Raw genomic sequence first — 18,127 nt, forward strand, 5'->3', positions numbered from 1 at the left:
GCCGCGTGGCACGGAAGTTACGGTGCGTTACAGCAGTTGAACATTCGAGAGTTTCCAGCTGTCGCCCTCGTGGACCAGCGACAGTTGCATCCTGTTCCGATCGACGCGAGGTTCGGGGGAGTTGGAGTTGGTGACCGTCTGGTCGAGGAAGACCAGGACTTCGGCGGCGTCCTGATCGCCGCTCGCCAACCCGGCCTGGACGATCTGGGCGGACGACGTGGCCTGGTACTGGACGATCATGTCGCGCAGGTTCGACGCCACCTGCGAATACTGTCCGGCGAATTCGCCGACGGAGTTGCTCTTGACCATCGACAGGTTGGTGTCGAGGTCTTGGTAACTGTAGGTCGCGAGGTCGGTGGCGTATTGCCGGCCGGCGTCGAGCGCGGACGTCCTCGCCCGGTCGGTCTGCTGGTTCTGCCACAGCGTGAACGAACCCCAGCCGAGGACGGCGAGGAGGGCGACCACCCCGAGCAGCACGACCGCGGACGGGCGGCGCTTCAGCCGGTCGCGGAGTGAGCGTGTGCCGGGGGACGGGTCCGGCACGGTGTCGGTGGTCGTGTCGTCTACTGCTGTCGTGTCGGTCATTGTGTTCCTTGGAGTAGGAGGGCTGCCCACGATTGGTCACCGAGGATCTGTTGTTGTCCGCCCGACAGTCCCATCCGGACGGCGGTGCCGTCGCCGGTGGGGATGCGCCCGGAACCCGGGTCGTAGGAGGTGATTCCGGAGAAGTCGCCCGGATCGCCGGCGGGGTGCGGCACGTTCTGGGAGCCGCGCTGCTGCACGTCGCCCGAGTGGTCCGTGCAGTGCTGATCTCTGTTCAGTTCGGTAGGGCTGGTGTCCTGCACCGACCGCCGTTCGGTGTCGTAGAAACAGACCGGGCCGACGGCGGTGATCAGATTCAGCTGAGCCCTGCCGTCTTTCACGACGCTGCCGAGGCGGTTGAAGCCGTTCGGGACCGCGACCAGGAGCGCGTCGAGTGCCGGTATCCGCGCCGCGACGATCTGCGAGGACGTCACCGAGTTCGTCAACAGCAGCGCGAACGGTTCGCGGTTCTCCTCGAGGAGCGGTGCTACCTGGTTGGCGAGGATCGACGGCGTCCGATCGAGGAGGGCGCGGATGTCGGGGTCGGCGTCGCGTACCTGATCGGTGATCTGCCGTAGAGACTGGGCGATCTGCGGTAGTGCCTGCACGTTGTCCTCGTTGGCGTCGAACAGCTTTCGCGAGTTCGACGTCAAGGCCGTGAGCTTTGGCTGGTTCACCTCGATCATGCGGACGAGAGTGCCGAAGTTGTCGACCGTCCGGCGCAGTTCCGGTCCGATTCCGCGCAGTCCGTCTCCCAATTCTGCGGCAAGGGAACGTAACTCGTCGGGGTCGACCGTGTCGGCGATGGCGTCGAAGTTCGTGATGAGCGTCCCGAGCGGGACGGGAACGCTGGTCCGCTCGCGGGGTATCGACGATCCGTCCTCCAGATACGGGCCGCCGTCGGACTCCGAGGACAGCTGCATTTTGAGGACGGGCGCCGCCGTGTCCTGGACCACTGCGGCGACGGCGTCGCCGGGAATCGACACGTTCCGGCGAAGGGCGAGTGTCAGTTCGACGGTGGAGCGATCGTCCGACACGGTGACGGTACCGACCTTGCCGACGGTGACACCGCGGTACGCCACCTCGGAGCCGACGGCCAGGCCCGCACTGTTCTCCATCACGACGGTGACGTCGTAACCCGAGGACAACGGGTCGGGGCCGCCGACCTGATCGATCACATATACCGAGCTGACCACGGCGAGCACCAGGAAGACGATGATCTCGAAATACACGGTCCGGTTTCTCATCGGATTCCCCCGGACATCAGCTGACCGAGCCCGGCCGCCACGGGTGCGGGGACCGGTGGGGCGGCGCCGGGAATGAGCTCGTTCAGCAGTCCCTCGACCGTTCCCTGCACGTCGACGTTCAGGTCGATGTTGACGTAGTCGCCGGGCGCCGCCCGCTGCACCAGGTCGCGCGCGTCTTCGAGTCTGCTCATGGTGTCCGCGAGGGTGGGACCCATCGCCGCGAACTGGTCGAGGATCGGCTGCAACCGGTCGACGATGTCGACGATCTGGTCCTCGGACCGGGCGAGCACGGCATTGGTCTGCACGCTCAGCGCGTTCGACCGGTCCATCAGCCCGAGGATGTTCTCGCGTTGTGCGCTCAGCACGTTCAATGCGGGCGCCGCCGCGCGCAGGCCCTCGTCGATGGTGCCGGTCTCGGCCGCGACGGTCGCGGACAACTGCTGCAGCGAGTCGATGGCCGTGTCGATCGAGGCCTGTCTGCTCTCGAACGTGCCCAGCAGGTGGTCCAGCCGGGACAGCAGGTCCCGCACCACGTCCTCCCGCCCGCCCAGGACGAGGTTCGACTCCTCGACGATCGTCTTCACCTGGGCTATCCCGCTGCCGTTCAACAGGGTTCCGACGGCTGCGAGCAGTTGGGCCACCTCCGGACCGCGCGCGGTCGAGGAAGAGTCGAGTGTGGAACCGGGGGCGAGCACCGGCCCGTCCGACTCTTCCGGCAGCTGCAGGTTCACGAAGGCGTCACCGATCGGGGTGGTCAGTTCGATGCGCGCGGTGGTGTCGGACGGCAGCTCGATGTCGCTCTGGATGTCGGTCCGGACGACGGCGCGGAAATTGTCGACGGTCATCGAGCTCACCCGACCGACGATTGCCTGCCCGATGCGGACCTCGCCGCCGACCGGGAGCAGGGAGGCGTCCGCGAACTCCATGGTGAGCGGGTAGGAGTCGCCGTCGACGGTGCGCCCGACCGGCAGGTGCTGGAAGTTGGCGCTGCACCCCGACAGGACCGCGACGGCTGCCGCCGCCGTGACACAGACGCGCAAGGGCCGCGTCATCGTCCACCGCCGAGGATGGTGGCGAGGTCGGTGCCCTCCGGGTCGGGGGGAAATTCGATGGGATTGACCAGCCCGGGGCCCTGGCACAACGGGATCGGCAGCTTGTCGCACAACGCCTTGGTGGCGGGGAACTGCGACAGGTTGGCCGACACGTCGAGGCGGACCCGTGCCCGGCCCTGGTCGTCGACCAGGTTGGCGACGTTCTCGAAACCGGTGGGCGCGGTGTCGAGGATCTCCTTCAGTTGCTCCTGTTTGGTGGCGATCGACCCGGTCAATTCCCCGAGTCGGGCGATGTCCCCGGTGAGCCCGGCGCCGTGGGCGGAGAGGAGAGCCGAGACCTGCCCGAGGACGTCGGTGAGCGAGGACAGCGCGCCGGTGATGTCTTCGCGCTGCGCGGAGAACTGGTCGGCGGTCACGGTGATCGAGTCGACGAGGGAGTCGACCGTTCCCTGATTGTCCGAGATCGTCTGGACCAGGATCGAGAGGCTGTCGACGAGCGCCGTGATGTCGCCGGACTCCCCGGCCACCACGGAACTGGCCTGGGAGATGGTGGCGACCGCGTCGCGGAAGGGCTGCCCGTTGCCGTCGAGCGCGGTGGCGGTGGTGTGCAGCAGGTCGCCGATCCCGGCGCCGGCGTCGGTGGAATTCGGTCCGAGCGCCACCGTGAGGTCGTTGACGGACCGAGTGAGCTGATCCCACGTGAGCGGCGCGTGAGTCCGTTCGACGGGGATCACCGCACCGTCCGGGAGGACGGGGCCGTCGACGTAGCCGGGATCGAGTTCGATCGTGCGGTCGCTGATCACGGACGGCGACATCACCCACGCCTCGGCGTCCGCCGGGATCCTCGTACCCCGGGGAAGACTCATCACCACCTGAACCCGCGAGCCGACGGGGTCGACCTCCGTGATCCGACCGGTCGGCACACCGAGCACCGTCACCTTGTTGCCCGGAAAGACGGCGTCCGTCTGCGTGAACTCCGCAATGACCGTCATGGTCGAATCCGGTGAGGCCACGTAGTAGACCAGGCCGGCCGCGGCGCAGACCACGGCGCCGAGCGCGGCGAGCCGGATCGCTGTTCGTCTCATCAGCGGCACCCCTGCACCAGGCCGACGACGCACAACCAGTTGTCCGGGATGAGCGTCGCGGGGGAGTTGAGGTCGAGCCAGTTGCCGTTTCCGGTGGCGTTGGTGACGTACCGGACGCTGGGCGCGAAATTGTCGAGCAGGGTGGTCAGCGCCTGTTCGTTGTCCGTCAGCACGGCGGTGACACTGTCGAGTTTCGTGGTCACCGCGTCCATCAGCGGCTGGTTGTCGCCGAGGAACTGCGCCGCGCTGTCGGTGAGCCGATGCACGTCCACGAGCAGGGCGTTGATGACGGCGCGGCGTTCGGCGAGCACCGTGGTGAGGAGGTCGGCGTTGCCGAGCAGCGTGACGAGGGTGTCCTTCTGCTCCACCAGTGTCCGGGTGGTCGCCTGGGCCTGGGTGAGGAGGCTGCCGATGGCGTCGGTGTTGTGGGTGACCATCGCGCCGATGCCGCTGAGCCCGTCGAGGGCCCGCCCCACCAGGGCCGGATCGTCGGGGGTCACCTGCGCCATGGTGTCGACCATCGCGCGTAGTTGCGTGAGGTCGAGGTTCTCGGTCGTGCCGCGGGCGCTGCGCCCGAGGTCGTCGAGGGTGAACGGGACGCTCGTGCGGTCGAGGGGGATGGTGGCGCCCGGCTCGAGCCGGCCCGCTCCTGCGGGCACGAGATCGAGGGACCTCCGGCCGAGCACCGTGAAGATCTTGATCGCCGCGGTCGACCGGTCGCCGAGGACGACGCCGTCGTCGAGCCGGAATCCGACGTCGACCGTGTTGCCGCGCACCGTCATCGACGTGACGATCCCGCTCGCCACCCCGGCCACATTGACGGGGTCGTCGGGCTGCAACCCCGTCGCGTTGGCGACCACGGCGTGGTACTCCGCGGTCTTGCCGGCGAGGATCAGTTTCGGCACTCCGAGCGCGGCCAGGACCACCGCGATAGCCGTGAGCAGGCACAGCACTCCGGCCCGGGCCGGGTGCCGCACGGTGAGCCAGTTCATCGGCACACCGCCGATCGTTGCGGCCCCTCGAGCGACGCCGACCGGCCGAGCGCGCTGAACCGAAAGTTGCAGAGGTAGACGTTCACCCAGCTTCCGTAGCTCGCCGCGACACCGAGTTCGGTGAACAACTCGTCGAACGCGACCACTCCGGCGTGCAGGCTCGCCTGGTTGGCGATCACCACGTCCGACGTGGCGTCGAGCGATTCGAGGGTGGGCGTCAGCTGCGGTTCGACCTCGTAGAGGAGGTCGGCGAGGCCGCCGGCGAGTGCGCTCGCCGAATCCAGCGTCTGCGCGATCTGCTCTCGATCCTCGGCGAGCCCGGCGACGAAGGTGTTCAAGGACGTGATCATCTCCACGAAGTGCGGCCGGTTGTCCATCGTCACTCTCAGAACGGAATTCAGGTTGGTGAGCAGTTCGTCGACCACCGCGTCCTTGGACGCGAGGTTCTCCGTGACGGCCACGGTCTTTCGCAGCAGGCTGTCGACGGTGGCGCCCTGTCCCTGGAACACCCGGACGATCTCGGTGGCCAGTTGGTTGACCTCGGTGGGATCGAGTGCGTCGAACAGTGGCCGGAAGCCGCCGAGCACGGACGTCAGGTCGAGGGCGGGTTGGGTCCGCTCGACGGGAATGGTGCCACCGGCAGCGAGGACGGCGGACGTCGCGGGGCCGGTCGGCCCGGGCTCGAGCGTGACGGCCCTTGAACCGAGCAGGTCGGCGTATCGGACGACGGCCCTGCCGTTCGCCGGAATACGCTGTGCAGCCTCGACTTCGAAGCTGACCACCGCCTGACCGCCGTGCAGTTCGACGCCCTCGACCCGGCCCACCCGGACGCCGGAGATCTGCACGTCACTGCCCGGGACGAGCCCGGTGGCGTCGGTGAACACCGCGCGGTATTCGACCGCCGAACCGGATACCGGGTTGATGAGGGTGCTGAGCACGACAACGGTTCCGGCCAGCGAGAGCGCGGCGAAGAGCGTGAAGCGGATGAGACTCGACCGGACCGTCATCAGCGCACCACCGTCGTCCCGCGCAGGATCGGTCCGGCCATCATCGCCTCGAGGTCGCCGGCCGTCCCGAACAGCTGGAAGATCTGCGCCTTCTCCGAGTCGCTGCCCACCGGGCCCGCGGTACCGCCGAAGGTGTGGTACGGGTAAAGGTCTTTCACCGACAGGTTCAGGTCGGCGCTGAGCCACGGCCCGTTCGCGACGGCGGGCGGCAGCGTCGTGACCAAGTTTTGCAGACCGGAGTAGACCGTCGTGATCTGACCGGGCCGGGACGTGAGCGATGCGAGCACAGGATCGGTGTCGTCGACGAGGGTGATCAGCCGGTCCCGGTTGTCGCCGATCAGGACGGCGGCGTCGCCGGCGGTGCGGGTGCCGGCCTCGAGCAGAGTCGCGAGGCCCTGCTGTTCGTCGACGATCGTGCGGGAGGAGGTGATCGAATTTCCGAGTGTCGTGAGGACGTCCGGTGCGGTCGCGTCGAGTTGGCGCGACAGCGTGGCGATGTCGTCGAGGTCGTCGCCGAGACCGTCGAGTAGCGGCTGCGACCCGCTCATCGCTGCCTGCAGCGACTCCAGGGAAGCGCCGAGGTCGGCGCCTTTGCCGTCGAGTGCGGTGGCGACGGCACCGAGGGTGATGTTGAGGTCGGCGGGGTTCACCGCGCGGACGAGATCGTAGATCCGCGAAAAGGCCTGGTACAGCTGGACCGAGGTGAGGGACTGGTCAGGGAGCACGGTGTCGCCGGGTGTCAGGGATGCGGCGTCGTCCCGTCCCGGGGGTGGGATCAGGTCCACGAAGTAGTCGCCGAACACGGTGCGCGGAATCAGCCGCACCCGGACGTCGGCCGGTATGCGCGTCAGCGCGTCCTCGTCGATCCCGAGTGTCACCTCCGACGCCGCCGCACCGGCGTCGATGGCGTCGACGCGCCCGACGTGGACGCCCCGGTACAGCACGGACGAGTCGAGTCGCAGCGCGCCCGCCTCGGCCGGCACCGTTGCCGTGATCTGCGGGGTGCTGTCGAAAGTCCTTGATCCCCAAGCGAAGAGGGATACATACCCGGCGGTGAGCGTCAGGGATGCCAATGCCCCGATCGTCGCGAAGCCTGTCCGCCCGGTCATCCGGTGAGCCCCGGGACCTGTGGCTTCAGCCCCCACAGCGCGATCGTCATCGCGACGTCGGTGAAGGCGAGGAACACGATGCTGGTGCGCAGTGCGCGACCGGCGGCCCGGCCGACTCCCTCGGGACCGCCGGTGGCCGTGTAGCCGTAGTAGCAGTGGACCAGGGTCACCACCACCGCGAAGACCATGACCTTCACCAGGGACAGCCAGATGTCGGTGGGGGAGAGGAAAAGACTGAAGTAGTACCCGTACGTGCCCTCGGACTGTCCCTTCACTCCGACGACGGCCAGCGCGGTAGCCATGTAGGACGCGAAGAGACCGACGAGGTAGAGGGGGACCACCGCGATCATCGCGGCGATCGTGCGGGTGGTGACGAGGTAACGCAGCGACGGAACCGCCATCACGTCGAGTGCGTCGATCTCGTCCGAGATGCGCATGGCGCCGAGTTGCGCCGTGAATCCGGTTCCCACCTTGGCGGCGAGCGTGATCGCCGCGACGAGCGGCGCGACCTCACGGGTGTTCGCGATCGCCGACATCACGCCGGAGAGGGGCGCGAGGCCGACGAGATTGAGCCCGCGGAACCCTTCCAGCCCGATCTGTGAACCGGCGAAGAACGAGATGGCGAAGATGATGACGACACTGCCGCCGCCGGCGAGCAGGGTGCCGGAGCCGAAGGCGATCTGCGCGACCAGCCGCGCGACCTCACGGCCGTAGCGGGTGAGTGTGGACGGAATCGCCGCCACCACCCGGATGTAGAACACGAACTGCTCACCGAGGTCGGCGAGGGTGCGGACGGAGCGTTCGCCGAACCGGCGCGTGCGGATCACCGCGGGGAGGTGCATCAGTAGGCGCCGTTCACCGAGACGATCAGCGGGTAGAACTGGGTGATCGCCAGGTTCGCGATGAAGACGAGGACGAACGAGAGCACCACGGTCTCGTTGACGGCGTCGCCGACGCCCTGCGCCCCCTTCTTCACCGTCAAGCCCTTGTAACTGGCGACGACACCCGAAATGAGGGCGAAGGACAGGGCTTTGACGCCGGAGACCACGAAGTCACTCGGCTGGCTGAACTGCACGAGGTTGCGCAGAAAGCTCTGCGCGTTGCCGTCGAGGACGAGGACGTGCACCAGCAGGCTCGCGCCCAGGCCGATCACGAGGACGATCGAGTTGAGGAGCACGCAGACGACGGCGACCGCGATCAGCCGTGGCACCACGAGGCGTTCGAGGACGGGGAGTCCGAGTACCTCGAGTGCGTCGATCTCCTCACGGATGGTGCGGGCGCCGAGGTCGGCGCAGATCGCGGAGCCGCCCACACCGGCGATGATCAGCGCGCACACGAGTGGTCCGGCCTGGCCGATGATCAGGAACGCGACGACTGCTCCGCTGTAGGAGCCGGCCCCGATCTGATCGGCGAGCGAGCCGATCTGCAGGGCCACCCCGACGCCCAGGGGGATCATCACCAGGCCCGAGGCCACGGTAGTCACGTGTGCGAGAAACCAGAGCTGAGTGGCACATTCGCGCCAGGCGAGGCGTCGCCCGGTGACTGTCCGGACCGTTGCCCCGACCGCGCGCACGGCGAATGCGAACAGCATCCCGATCTCGACGAGCATCGTCGACAGCATGTCGGTCGAGGGCTCCCGGGTCTTGCCGTTCCCGGGTTCGGCGGAGGAGGCCCCGTCCTGTAGTCGAGTCACTCGTCCCCCTCGTGGTCCGGATTCCGTGTTCTGCGCCCCGATCCTTCGGGATGGTGACGCACGCCACAGGTGACTATACACATGAACTTACTTTTGAGTAAGTTCAATCGTTTCGCTACGTGCGAGCGAGCTGTGCGTACTCGACGCCGGTCAAGTCGACGGACTTCTCCCACAGGGCCGCTGCGAGTTTCGCGTTCCGGGCCCCACCGGTGCGCGGCGAGCGAGCGACCGGTCCGCGCACCCCGAACAGATCGTTCGGGCCGAGGTAGTCGTCGGGGCGGACGTCGGGCATCGTTGCCGCGTACAGCTGCCCGAGGGCGCCGTCCTTCTCGTCGTTGCCGACCACCCGCAGTCCGAGGTGGGTCACGGCAAGAGCGCCCGGGATCGGCGGGACCATCGAGTCGAAGAGATTGGTGGCGGCGATCCCCGGATGCGTCGCCACCGAGAGCAGGGGCAGCCCCGCAGCCTCGCTGCGTCTGGCCAGTTCGCCGCTGAACAGCAGATTCGCGAGCTTCGACTGGTTGTATGCGCCCATCCGGGTGTACTTGCGACGGTCGAAGTTCAAGTCGTCGAGGACGATCCGGCCACGACGGTGCGCGATGCTCGCGAGGGTGACGACGCGTGGGGCAGGAGCCGCGAGGAGGGCGGGAAGGAGCTGTCCGGTCAGCGCGAAATGGCCGAAATGATTGGTGCCGATCTGCAGTTCGAAACCGTCGGTGGTGCGGCCGAAGGGAACGGCCATCAGCCCCGCGTTGTTGATCAGCACGTCGATCTGCGGTGCGACCTCGCACGCGTGCTGCGCAGCGTCCCGGACCGACGCCAGGTCGGTGAGGTCCAGCGGAATCAGATGGTGCTCGGCATCCCTGCCCGCCTTGCGTACCCGCGTGAGTGCGGCGTCGCCGGTGTGCAGATTGCGGCACGCGAGCAGGACCGTCGCGCCCGCCCCGGCGAGCGCGGTCGCGGCGTGCAGTCCGAGGCCGTTGTTCGCGCCGGTGACGAGAACGGTCCTACCCCACTGGTCGGGGATGTCGTCGAACCCGAAGTGCCGGTTGTCGAGTGGTGTCATGAAAGGCCTGTCTCCTCGAAGGTGTTGTCAGATGTCCAGAACGACGCGTTCGCCGTCCGTGCGGTCGACGCACAACAGCATCTGGCCGGACGTCCGGCTGTCGTCCTCCACGCGGACGGCGCAGGTTCCGCAGAACCCTTGCCGGCAGGAGAAGGCAAGTCCGGGGCGCACTTCGGAGATCGCGTCGAGCGCGGTCCGGTCGGCGGGAACGCGGACGACCTCGCCGGTGCGGGCGAGTTCGACCTCGAACTGCCGTCCGTCGACGATCGGTGGCGGCGAGAACCGCTCGTAGTGGAATTCGGTGCCGGGCGGCAACGCGGCATCGACCGCCGCGATCAGCGGGATCGGCCCGCAGCAGTACACGGCTGCGGTGTCGCTCACGGTGCCGAGTAGTTCAGCCGCGGGAAGCATTCCGCCGTCGTCGTCGGTGCGCACGGTCACCCGGTCGCCGAACTCGGCAAGTTGGTCGAGGAACGGCAACGACTCCCGGTTGCGGCCGGTGTAGACCATCGACCAGTCCAGGTCGAGCCGATGGGCCAGTCGCGCCATCGGAAGAATGGGGGTGATCCCGATTCCGCCCGCGACGAAGTGCAGTCGGTCCGCCGTCGATCCGTGCCCGGGAAGTGCCAGCGGGAACGCGTTGAACGGGCCGCGGACCGTCACCGAGGCTCCGGGGTGCAGGATGTCGTGGACCTCGCGCGAACCGCCACCGCCGTCGGGAATGCGCCGCACCGCAATGGTGTACGCACGACTGTCCGCCGGATCGCCGCACAGCGAGTACTGACGCCGCAGCCCGGACGGCAGCTCCAGGTCGAGATGCGCACCCGGACGCCACTGGTCGAGTTCCCCTCCGCCGGGGGCGGTGAGCGTGAGGCTCACGACGTTCTCGTCGTGCGCCACCACCCGGCGCTCACGCACCAGCAGTCGCCGGCAGCCGTCGCCGACCGGCGGGGTGAGATCGGTGCGGTACAGGAAGCGCAGCGAGCGCATGTACGCGGTGGTGACACCGGCGACGGCACGCAGCAACGGGTCGCGTCGGCGCTTGCCCCAGAGGTCGCCCGGGACGGACGTCGGTGCCGGGTACGTCGGGGTCACGCCGCTGCCCGCGCCGCCGGCGACTTGGCCAGGTAGGCGATCGCCTGTGCCGTGTCGCCCTCGGCCTGCGGCGAGTAGCGGGGGTGCAGATATCGGAGTGCACCCCGGAACAGGCTCGTCAGGCCGGGCAGTGAACCGCGGCGCATCGCGGCGAACAGCCCCATCCACAGGGAGAAGTAGCCGCGGTCGCGCATGGTCGGGTCGGCGCGGACGATGAACTTCAGCCCGCGCGTCATCACCACCAGAAACGCGAGGTACGACACCAGCATGGCGAGATTGCGGCGGAAGTACCCGACGCCGAAGTACATGGCGACGTCGTGCGCGACGTTGCGGTGCTCGACCTCCTCCACGCCGTGCCAGCGGTACAGGTCCGTCATGCTCGGGTCGGCGTCGAAGTCCTCGAGGCGCGCGTTGAGGATCCAGTCGCCGAGGAACGCCGTCATGTGCTCGATCGCGCCGATGAACGCGAGCCGCTCGACGAGCTGCTGCCGCTGGGCGCGGGCACTGCTCATCTCCCTGCGACCCAGGACCTTCCGCATGAGGAACTCCGACTGCAGGACGAACGGCCGCGGATCGACGTCGTGAGCGTCCAGGAATTCGTACAGCACCACGTTGTGGGTCTCGGCGTGCATCGCCTCCTGCCCGATGAACCCGCGGACGTCGGCACGGAGCTTGTCGTCGTTGATCAGCGGCAACGCCTCGGTGAACGTGGCGCAGAACCACCGCTCGCCCTCGGGAAGGATCAGGTTGATCGCGCTGAGTGTGTGCGAGGCGATCGGCTCGCCGGGAATCCAGTGCAACGGCGTCCGCGACCAGTCGAACGTCACGTTGCGTGCCTGCAAGGTGACCTCGCCGGGATCGACGTCGATCCGGTCGGCCTTCTTTCCGTTCCGCAGTGCCATCAGTGATCTCCTCGAAGTCGGCTTCGGGCGAGGGACGCCGTCCGGCCGAGTGGCCGCTGGTACCGCGAGACACGATGAGCGTTACCCGCGGTTACGTTTTGTGCGAGTCGAGTGTCACACCGGCGAAGTTCGGTGTCAACCACTACTGCCGTCGCCGGAACCGGGTCCCGTACCCTGGGTATCGGCACGCGGTCCTACGAGTATTCGGAGTGCAGGCGAAGTGGCAGAAGAAGGCACACCACGGTCGTGGGACCGGCGGGCGCGCGCCCGTGAGGAGTTCATCGACGCGGCCTACCGGGTGATCGACGCGCACGGCCCCCGCCCGAGCATGAACGACATCGCGCAGGAAGCGGGGGCGACGAAGCCCCGGCTCTACCGGCACTTCGAAGACAAGGCCGACCTCTACAAGGCCATCGCCGACCGCACGACCAACGACGTCTACAAACTGGTCGCACCCAGGTTCAACTTTCTCCTGACCACACCGCACGAGGCGCTGCACCACGCGATCACCGGCTACGCCGAGGTGGTCGCCGAGCACCCGAACGTCTTCCGCTTCCTCGCCGACGGCGAACTGAAGCAGGACGGCGGAGGGTCTGCCCTGTCCCTCGACGTCGAACGCGACCTCACCAACCGGCTCGCCGGAGTGGCGTCGACCATCTTCGACTCCGTGTCGGCCGACGTGTCGGACGTCCGCTTCACCGCCCGGGCGGCGGTCGGGATCATGGTGTCGACCACCGACCTGTGGCTCGAATCGTCGAAGGGTGCGGCGAAACCGGACCCCGAGTACTTCGTCGACCAGGTCGCGCCCCTCGTGTGGGGTGTGCTCGACGCGTTCCTTCGTCGCAACGGCATCGAACTCGACCCCACCGAACCGCTCTACCTCGCGCTGGCTCGCATCAAGTCCCCGTGAGTACTTATTAACCGCCCGCGGTTAATAAGTACTCACGGCGGAAGCGGCTGGACGCGGGACAGAGCGCGGCGACCGGTGCGACGTCGGTCGCGTAGTCGACATCGCGGAGCGTCGGCAGCGACAGCACCTCGGCGCCCGCCGCGAGCAGGGCCTCCCGGGTGAGGCGCCCGGTGTCCCGACTCGACGTGGGAACCGGGCGTATCGCCTCCGCCGAAACCGCGTCGGGGACACCGAGAATCCACCACCCGCCGTCCTCCGCCAGCCCGAGGACACAGCGGCCCGCCCGCTCGGTGAGTAGGGCTGCCGATTCCGCGAGCAGCCCCGCCGTCACCTGCGGGGTGTCCATACCGATCTGGAGGACCGGCAGGCCGAACGCGGCGAACGTGTCGGCGTGGGCGTTCACCAGTCGCGCGGCGAAGCCGTCACCCCGTTGCGGCATCACCGTGAAACGGTCCAGTGCGGCCGTGATGTCGGGACCGCGGACCGCCCGGCCGAGGTCGCCGGTCATCGCGACCACCTGCTGCGCGACGCGGGCGCCGATGACGGCGTCGAGCGTGTCCAGCAGCGAGGCGGCGGCGAGGTCGGCGGCGCGGACGTCGCCGACCTCCCGTGCGAGCCGGGTCTTCGCGAAACCGGGAACCGGCGCCTTCGCGACCACGAGTACCGCGACGTCGAGAGTCACCCGATCACCTTCCAGAAGTCGTGGACGGCGACGAACGTGCCCTTCACCGAACCCGACACCTTCGACGTGCCGGCGGTGCGCGGACGGTAGGTGATGTCGTGCTCCACGACCCGCCAGTGCGCGCGGCCCGCGAGGACGAGAAGCTGCAGGGGGTAGCCGGACCTGCGGTCGTCGACGCCCAATTCGAGGAGGTCCTGCCTGCGCACGGCCCGCATGGCGCCGAGGTCGTGGATCGGCAACCCGTACCGGCGTCGGAGACGTGCGGCGAGGACGGCGTTGCCGATCCTGCTGTGCAGCGGCCACGTTCCGCGCCGGTCGGCCCGGCGCCGTCCCACCGCGAGATCGGCGCCGGAGTTCAAGGCCGCCACCAGTCCCGGGAGTTCACCCGGGTCCATCGAGCCGTCGCCGTCCAGCACGCAGAGCGCCGGTGTCCTGGCGGCCAGCACCCCGGCGTGAACGGCAGAACCGTATCCGGGGACCTGCTCCGGCACCACCGACGCACCGTGGGCGCGGGCGACGTCGGCGGTGCCGTCGGTGGAGTTGTTGTCCACCACCACCGTCCGGTACTCGTGGGGCACCGCGGCCAGCACTGCGGGCAGGGATCCGGCCTCGTTCATGCACGGGATGACGACGGTGACGTCCCGCGGCGTGATCGGCGCGCGCTCAGACACGGGGAGGTCCTGCCGCCGCCGCGTTCCGCAGGGGCGCGTGCGCGAACGCCGCGATCCCCTCGGTGGGCATGATGCGCGCCCGGAACCCCAGCGTCTCCCGGGCCGACCGGGGGTCGGCGACGAGGTGCCGCACGTCGCCGGGACGGTACTCGCCGGTGACGACGGGTGCGGGGCCGCCGTAGGAGCGGGCGAGAGTCGCGGCCACTTCGCCGATCGTGATCGGTTGTCCCGAGCACACATTGAACGCGGAGAAGCCCTGCAGTGCGCCGTCGACCGCGGCCACGTTGGCCGCCGCGACGTCGTGGACGTGCACGAAGTCCCGCGTCTGCCGGCCGTCCTCGAACACGCGCGGGGGTTCGCCGGCCTCGAGGGAGGACCGGAACATCGCGGCTACCCCGGCGTACGGGGTGTTGCGCGGCATGTGGTCGCCGTACACGTTGTGATAGCGCAGTGCCGTCACCGAACCGCCGGTGGACAGCGACCAGGCGAGGGCATAGTTTTCCTGCGCGACCTTGCTGGCGGCGTAGAGACTCCGCGGTCGCAGCGGCGAATCTTCCGCCACCAGAGCCCACTCGAGTGGTTCGCCGGTTTCCGGGTCCTGGTCGTCGAAGATCCCCGCGTCGAGGTCCGCGGGCCGGCGGGAAGCGGGTGTCACGAACTCACCGCGCACGTTGCGGTACCGACCCTCCCCGTACACGACCATGGACGAGGCGAGTACCAGTCGGCTGCACCCGGACTCGCGCATCGCCGCCAGTAAGGTCGCGGTGCCGAAGTCGTTGTGGCTGGCGTAGGCCGGCGCGTCGCCCGCATCCACACCGGCGCCGACGACGGCGGCCTGATGGCACACCACGTCCACGCCCCGCAGCAGCGCCGTCAGGGCCGGAAGGTCGCGGACGTCGGCACACACGACCCCGTTCGGTGGTTCGGCGTCGGCTCCGTGCGCGGACGGCAGCAGGGCGTCGACGGCCACGACGTCGAATCCGGCGTCGTCCAGTGCGACGCGGATGTGGCCGCCGATGAATCCGGCTGCGCCCGTAAGCAGTATCCGTGTTCTCGTCACGGCAACTCGATCGGCAGGGTCACACCCTCGTGGACGCGGCAGGCTTCGCACGGTCCTTCGGGGGCCGCGGCGATCGCGGACCGCACGAGCGTCTTCAGCGACTCGAGGTTGCGCTGGAATTCGGCGAACACGTCCACGGCGCGCACCCCGGTGCCGGCCTCGATTCCCGCATCGAGATCGGTGACCAAAGCGATGGTGGCGTAGCACATTTCGAGTTCTCTGGCGAGAACCGCCTCGGGATGGCCCGTCATGTTCACCAGCGTCCAGCCCTGCCGGGCGAACCACGCGCTCTCCGCGCGCGTCGAGAATCGCGGTCCCTCGACCACCACCAGCACCCCGTCCTCGACGGTGCCCGGTCGAGAGGCGGCCTTCCGCAGATCGGCGCAGTACGGGTCGGCGAACTGGACGTGCACGCCGCCACCGTCGAAGAACGTCTGTGTGCGACCGCTGGTGCGGTCGACCAGTTGGTCGGGCACGACCATCGCGCCCGGACCGAGGTCGGTGGTGAGGCTGCCCGCGGCGCACGGTGCGAACACCCGCCGCACACCGAGCATCCGCAACGCCCACAGGTTCGCGCGGTAGGGGATCGTGTGGGGCGCGAACTCGTGCTGCGCACCGTGCCGGGGGAGGAACGCGACCCGTCTGCCCTCGACGTCGCCGACCGTGATCGGGGCGCTGGGGGCGCCGTACGGCGTGTCGATCGTGACTTCCGCGGCTCCCTCGTCGAAGAACGAGTAGAAGCCGCTCCCTCCGATCACGGCGACGTCCGCACGGGACGTGCCGGGTGAACTCGTTGCGGTCATACGCTCCATCCTCCGTCGTTATGCTGGGCGCGAGTGCGGCTTTCGTCGAAGGAGATGACGTCATCGGATCCCCACAGCGCGCCGAGGAGCGGAACTTTCTCTACCGCGACTTCGTCGGCGCCGGGCTCGCCCTGGTTCTCGTGGTGGTCGCGTTCGTCGTTCCACACCTGGGAAACGAGACGATCACCCCCATCGTCCACCGCACGGCGAGGAGTGTGCGGGACTTCGCGGACGCCGCGCCGCTGTTCGGTTTCCGCGACGTCCACTTCGGGTGGGGGACTCCGGTCGCGATCGTCGTCGCGGCGGCGGTCGTCGTGTGGGGTCCCGGGCTGGCACAGACGCTGTCGTGGCGCCGCCTCACGGTCGGGGTGTGGCTCGTGTCCGCCGCGTGGGCGATGGCGCTCGCGCTGGTCGACGGCTGGCAGCGGGGATTCGCCGGCCGCCTGACCTCCACCGACGAGTACCTGCACGAGGTCCCGGGCATCACCGACATCCCGGCGACGCTGCGGGGGTTTGCGGACCGGATCCTGGACCTGCAGCCCGATTCGTGGACCACCCACGTGTCCGGGCATCCGCCCGGTGCGCTGCTGACGTTCGTGTGGCTCGACCGGATCGGACTCGACGGCGGTGCGTGGGCGTCCGCGCTGTGCGTCGCGGTCGGGTCCAGCGCCGGGGCCGCTGTGATCGTCGCGGTCCGCGCGCTCGGTGACGAGGCGACGGCACGCCGGGCGGCGCCGTTTCTCGCCCTCGCGCCCGCCGCGATCTGGGTGGCCGTGTCGGCGGACGCGTTGTTCGCCGGCGTCGTGGCGTGGGGGATTGCCCTGCTCGCAGTGTCGGCGGGAGGCGCCGTCCGGTTCCCGGTGTCGGTCGCCGTCGGTGCAGGCATGCTGCTCGGGTTCGGCGTCTACCTCAGCTACGGACTCGGGTTGATGGCGATTCCGGCGGTCGCGGTCCTGCTGATCGCCCGCACGGCCCGACCGCTGGTGGGGGCGCTGGTCGGGGCTCTCGCGGTCGCGGCCGTCTTCACCGCGTACGGATTCTGGTGGTTCGACGGCTACCAACTGGTCCAGGAACGCTACTACCAGGGCATCGCGTCGGATCGCCCCTTCGCGTACTGGGGATGGGCCAACTTCGCGTCCCTCGTCTGCGCCGTCGGTCTGGCGGTACCCGCCGCACTGCCCCGGGTCTTCGCGTGGTCGCGGATCCGGACGCTGTCGCCGGTTCCCGTCCTCGTGCTCACCGCGCTCCTGGCGGTCGTGATCGCCGACCTGAGCGCGTTGAGCAAGGCGGAGACGGAGCGGATCTGGCTGCCGTTCGAGATGTGGATCCTGGCCGCCCCCGCCCTCCTGCCGAGAGGCAGCCATCGGTTCTGGCTCGCGGTGCAGGCCCTCGGCGCGCTGGCCGTCAACCACCTGTTGTTCACCAACTGGTGACGACCTGCGCGTCCGAGATGCCATTCGCGGGCCAACGATCACTTCGTGGCGATCGTGATGGTGGCGACACCGACGAGCAGGCCGGGCGTCACGGCGTCCGTCTTGAACGTCTCGTTGAGCAGACCGGCAGCGTCCGCCGACATCTTCACCTCGGTTCCCTGCAGGATGGCGGTGTCGTTCGGACCCGTCTGCAGGGGCTTCAACGTGCGACCGTTGAGATCGAACAACACCACATCGGTGGCGGCCGATGCGCCGTTGACGCTGACGTCGCCGGTGAGGAGGGAGGTGCCCGGATCGATCGTGAAATCGGTCAGCTCGACCGTGGTTCCCGGTGCGGCGAGCGACAATCCGCTGCCGTCGTGCATGATCTCACCCTGAACGTAGGGATCGACCGTGCCCGGCTCCCAGTACTTCACGTTGCCGCCGGTGATGGGGAAGCTCACCGACCCGTCGGCGAGGGTTGCCGTGCCCACCACCCCGGGGGTGAGACCGAGTGTCGTCAGTGCCCCGGTGAATCCGGGATCGAGTGCCACAGCGGTACTTACGCCGGACAGGTTGTCGACCTGGGCGGCGGGGTCGGGCTGGGCGGAAGTCGCGGCTGCGGGCGCGGGCGCGGACGTACTCGAATCGTTGCTCGAACATGCGGCCAGCGGGGCGAGTGCCAGTGCGCCGATGGCCGCGGTGACGAGTGCTTTTCGATAGTTCGACATGATGATCAAACAACCTTTCCTGCGGAAG

At 68.7% G+C, this 18,127-nt stretch carries 19 protein-coding genes; 2 read left to right on the plus strand and 17 right to left on the minus strand.

Translation table 11 applies throughout. The annotated features are described in order from the left end of the window. Positions 1–27: 27 nt before the first annotated feature. The 12 genes from RJ1_RS47525 to RJ1_RS06130 all read right to left on the minus strand — a co-directional run bounded on the left by RJ1_RS47525 (position 28) and on the right by RJ1_RS06130 (position 11,830). Positions 28–585, minus strand: a complete 558-nt coding sequence (locus RJ1_RS47525; RefSeq protein ID WP_073359060.1) for an Rv1363c family protein — start codon at positions 583–585, stop codon at positions 28–30. Continuing rightward, complete coding sequence (locus tag RJ1_RS06080; protein WP_073359061.1) at positions 582–1,829, minus strand: MlaD family protein; 1,248 nt, start codon at positions 1,827–1,829, stop codon at positions 582–584. Before RJ1_RS06080 ends, RJ1_RS47525 begins: the two co-directional genes overlap by 4 nt. Continuing rightward, entirely contained in the window at positions 1,826–2,881 is a 1,056-nt protein-coding gene (locus RJ1_RS06085; protein WP_073359062.1) for an MCE family protein, read from the minus strand. Before RJ1_RS06085 ends, RJ1_RS06080 begins: the two co-directional genes overlap by 4 nt. Then, positions 2,878–3,966: an MCE family protein gene (locus tag RJ1_RS06090; protein ID WP_073359128.1), complete on the minus strand. Its 1,089-nt coding sequence runs from the start codon at positions 3,964–3,966 to the stop codon at positions 2,878–2,880. Before RJ1_RS06090 ends, RJ1_RS06085 begins: the two co-directional genes overlap by 4 nt. Continuing rightward, the gene (locus RJ1_RS06095) at positions 3,966–4,958 is read right to left on the minus strand and encodes an MCE family protein (RefSeq protein WP_073359127.1); all 993 of its coding nucleotides are present in this window, start codon (positions 4,956–4,958) and stop codon (positions 3,966–3,968) included. Before RJ1_RS06095 ends, RJ1_RS06090 begins: the two co-directional genes overlap by 1 nt. Next, positions 4,955–5,965, minus strand: coding sequence for an MCE family protein (locus RJ1_RS06100; RefSeq protein WP_073359063.1), 1,011 nt, complete (start codon positions 5,963–5,965; stop codon positions 4,955–4,957). The genes RJ1_RS06095 and RJ1_RS06100 overlap by 4 nt, the downstream gene beginning before the upstream one ends. Next, the gene (locus tag RJ1_RS06105) at positions 5,965–7,074 is read right to left on the minus strand and encodes an MCE family protein (RefSeq protein ID WP_073359064.1); all 1,110 of its coding nucleotides are present in this window, start codon (positions 7,072–7,074) and stop codon (positions 5,965–5,967) included. Before RJ1_RS06105 ends, RJ1_RS06100 begins: the two co-directional genes overlap by 1 nt. Beyond that, entirely contained in the window at positions 7,071–7,916 is an 846-nt protein-coding gene (locus tag RJ1_RS06110) for an MlaE family ABC transporter permease (RefSeq protein ID WP_073359065.1), read from the minus strand. The genes RJ1_RS06105 and RJ1_RS06110 overlap by 4 nt, the downstream gene beginning before the upstream one ends. After that, the gene (locus RJ1_RS06115) at positions 7,916–8,695 is read right to left on the minus strand and encodes an MlaE family ABC transporter permease (RefSeq protein ID WP_073359129.1); all 780 of its coding nucleotides are present in this window, start codon (positions 8,693–8,695) and stop codon (positions 7,916–7,918) included. The genes RJ1_RS06110 and RJ1_RS06115 overlap by 1 nt, the downstream gene beginning before the upstream one ends. Before the next feature lie 187 nt (positions 8,696–8,882). Continuing rightward, a complete protein-coding gene (locus RJ1_RS06120) occupies positions 8,883–9,833 on the minus strand; it encodes an oxidoreductase (RefSeq protein WP_073359066.1) in 951 nt (316 codons plus the stop codon). Between the two features lie 27 nt (positions 9,834–9,860). Next, on the minus strand, positions 9,861–10,928 hold the full coding sequence (locus RJ1_RS06125) for a PDR/VanB family oxidoreductase (RefSeq protein WP_073359067.1): 1,068 nt from the start codon (positions 10,926–10,928) through the stop codon (positions 9,861–9,863). Then, positions 10,925–11,830, minus strand: coding sequence for a metal-dependent hydrolase (locus RJ1_RS06130; protein WP_073359068.1), 906 nt, complete (start codon positions 11,828–11,830; stop codon positions 10,925–10,927). Before RJ1_RS06130 ends, RJ1_RS06125 begins: the two co-directional genes overlap by 4 nt. 220 nt (positions 11,831–12,050) lie before the next feature. On the opposite strand from RJ1_RS06130, the gene RJ1_RS06135 reads away from it, so the two are divergent. Further along, positions 12,051–12,740, plus strand: a complete 690-nt coding sequence (locus RJ1_RS06135; protein ID WP_073359069.1) for a TetR/AcrR family transcriptional regulator — start codon at positions 12,051–12,053, stop codon at positions 12,738–12,740. A 7-nt stretch (positions 12,741–12,747) separates the two neighbouring features. Here the strand turns inward: RJ1_RS06135 and RJ1_RS06140 are convergent, their stop codons facing one another. Genes RJ1_RS06140 through RJ1_RS06155 form a run of 4 tightly spaced genes read right to left on the minus strand, consistent with a single transcriptional unit; the run spans position 12,748 to position 15,956 of the window. Beyond that, on the minus strand, positions 12,748–13,422 hold the full coding sequence (locus RJ1_RS06140) for a TIGR04282 family arsenosugar biosynthesis glycosyltransferase (RefSeq protein WP_073359070.1): 675 nt from the start codon (positions 13,420–13,422) through the stop codon (positions 12,748–12,750). Continuing rightward, on the minus strand, positions 13,419–14,093 hold the full coding sequence (locus RJ1_RS06145) for a glycosyltransferase family 2 protein (RefSeq protein WP_073359071.1): 675 nt from the start codon (positions 14,091–14,093) through the stop codon (positions 13,419–13,421). Before RJ1_RS06145 ends, RJ1_RS06140 begins: the two co-directional genes overlap by 4 nt. After that, on the minus strand, positions 14,086–15,153 hold the full coding sequence (locus RJ1_RS06150; RefSeq protein WP_073359072.1) for an NAD-dependent epimerase/dehydratase family protein: 1,068 nt from the start codon (positions 15,151–15,153) through the stop codon (positions 14,086–14,088). The genes RJ1_RS06145 and RJ1_RS06150 overlap by 8 nt, the downstream gene beginning before the upstream one ends. Continuing rightward, positions 15,150–15,956, minus strand: coding sequence for an S-methyl-5'-thioadenosine phosphorylase (locus RJ1_RS06155; protein ID WP_073359073.1), 807 nt, complete (start codon positions 15,954–15,956; stop codon positions 15,150–15,152). Before RJ1_RS06155 ends, RJ1_RS06150 begins: the two co-directional genes overlap by 4 nt. A gap of 20 nt (positions 15,957–15,976) precedes the next feature. On the opposite strand from RJ1_RS06155, the gene RJ1_RS06160 reads away from it, so the two are divergent. Next, positions 15,977–17,389, plus strand: a complete 1,413-nt coding sequence (locus RJ1_RS06160) for a hypothetical protein (protein ID WP_073359074.1) — start codon at positions 15,977–15,979, stop codon at positions 17,387–17,389. 38 nt (positions 17,390–17,427) lie between these two features. On the opposite strand, the gene RJ1_RS06165 is transcribed toward RJ1_RS06160, so the two are convergent. Next, positions 17,428–18,099, minus strand: a complete 672-nt coding sequence (locus RJ1_RS06165) for a hypothetical protein (protein WP_073359130.1) — start codon at positions 18,097–18,099, stop codon at positions 17,428–17,430. Positions 18,100–18,127: the final 28 nt, after the last annotated feature.

It is taken from the genome of Rhodococcus jostii NBRC 16295 (genome assembly GCF_001894825.1).
GTDB classification, from domain to species: domain Bacteria; phylum Actinomycetota; class Actinomycetes; order Mycobacteriales; family Mycobacteriaceae; genus Rhodococcus_F; species Rhodococcus_F jostii.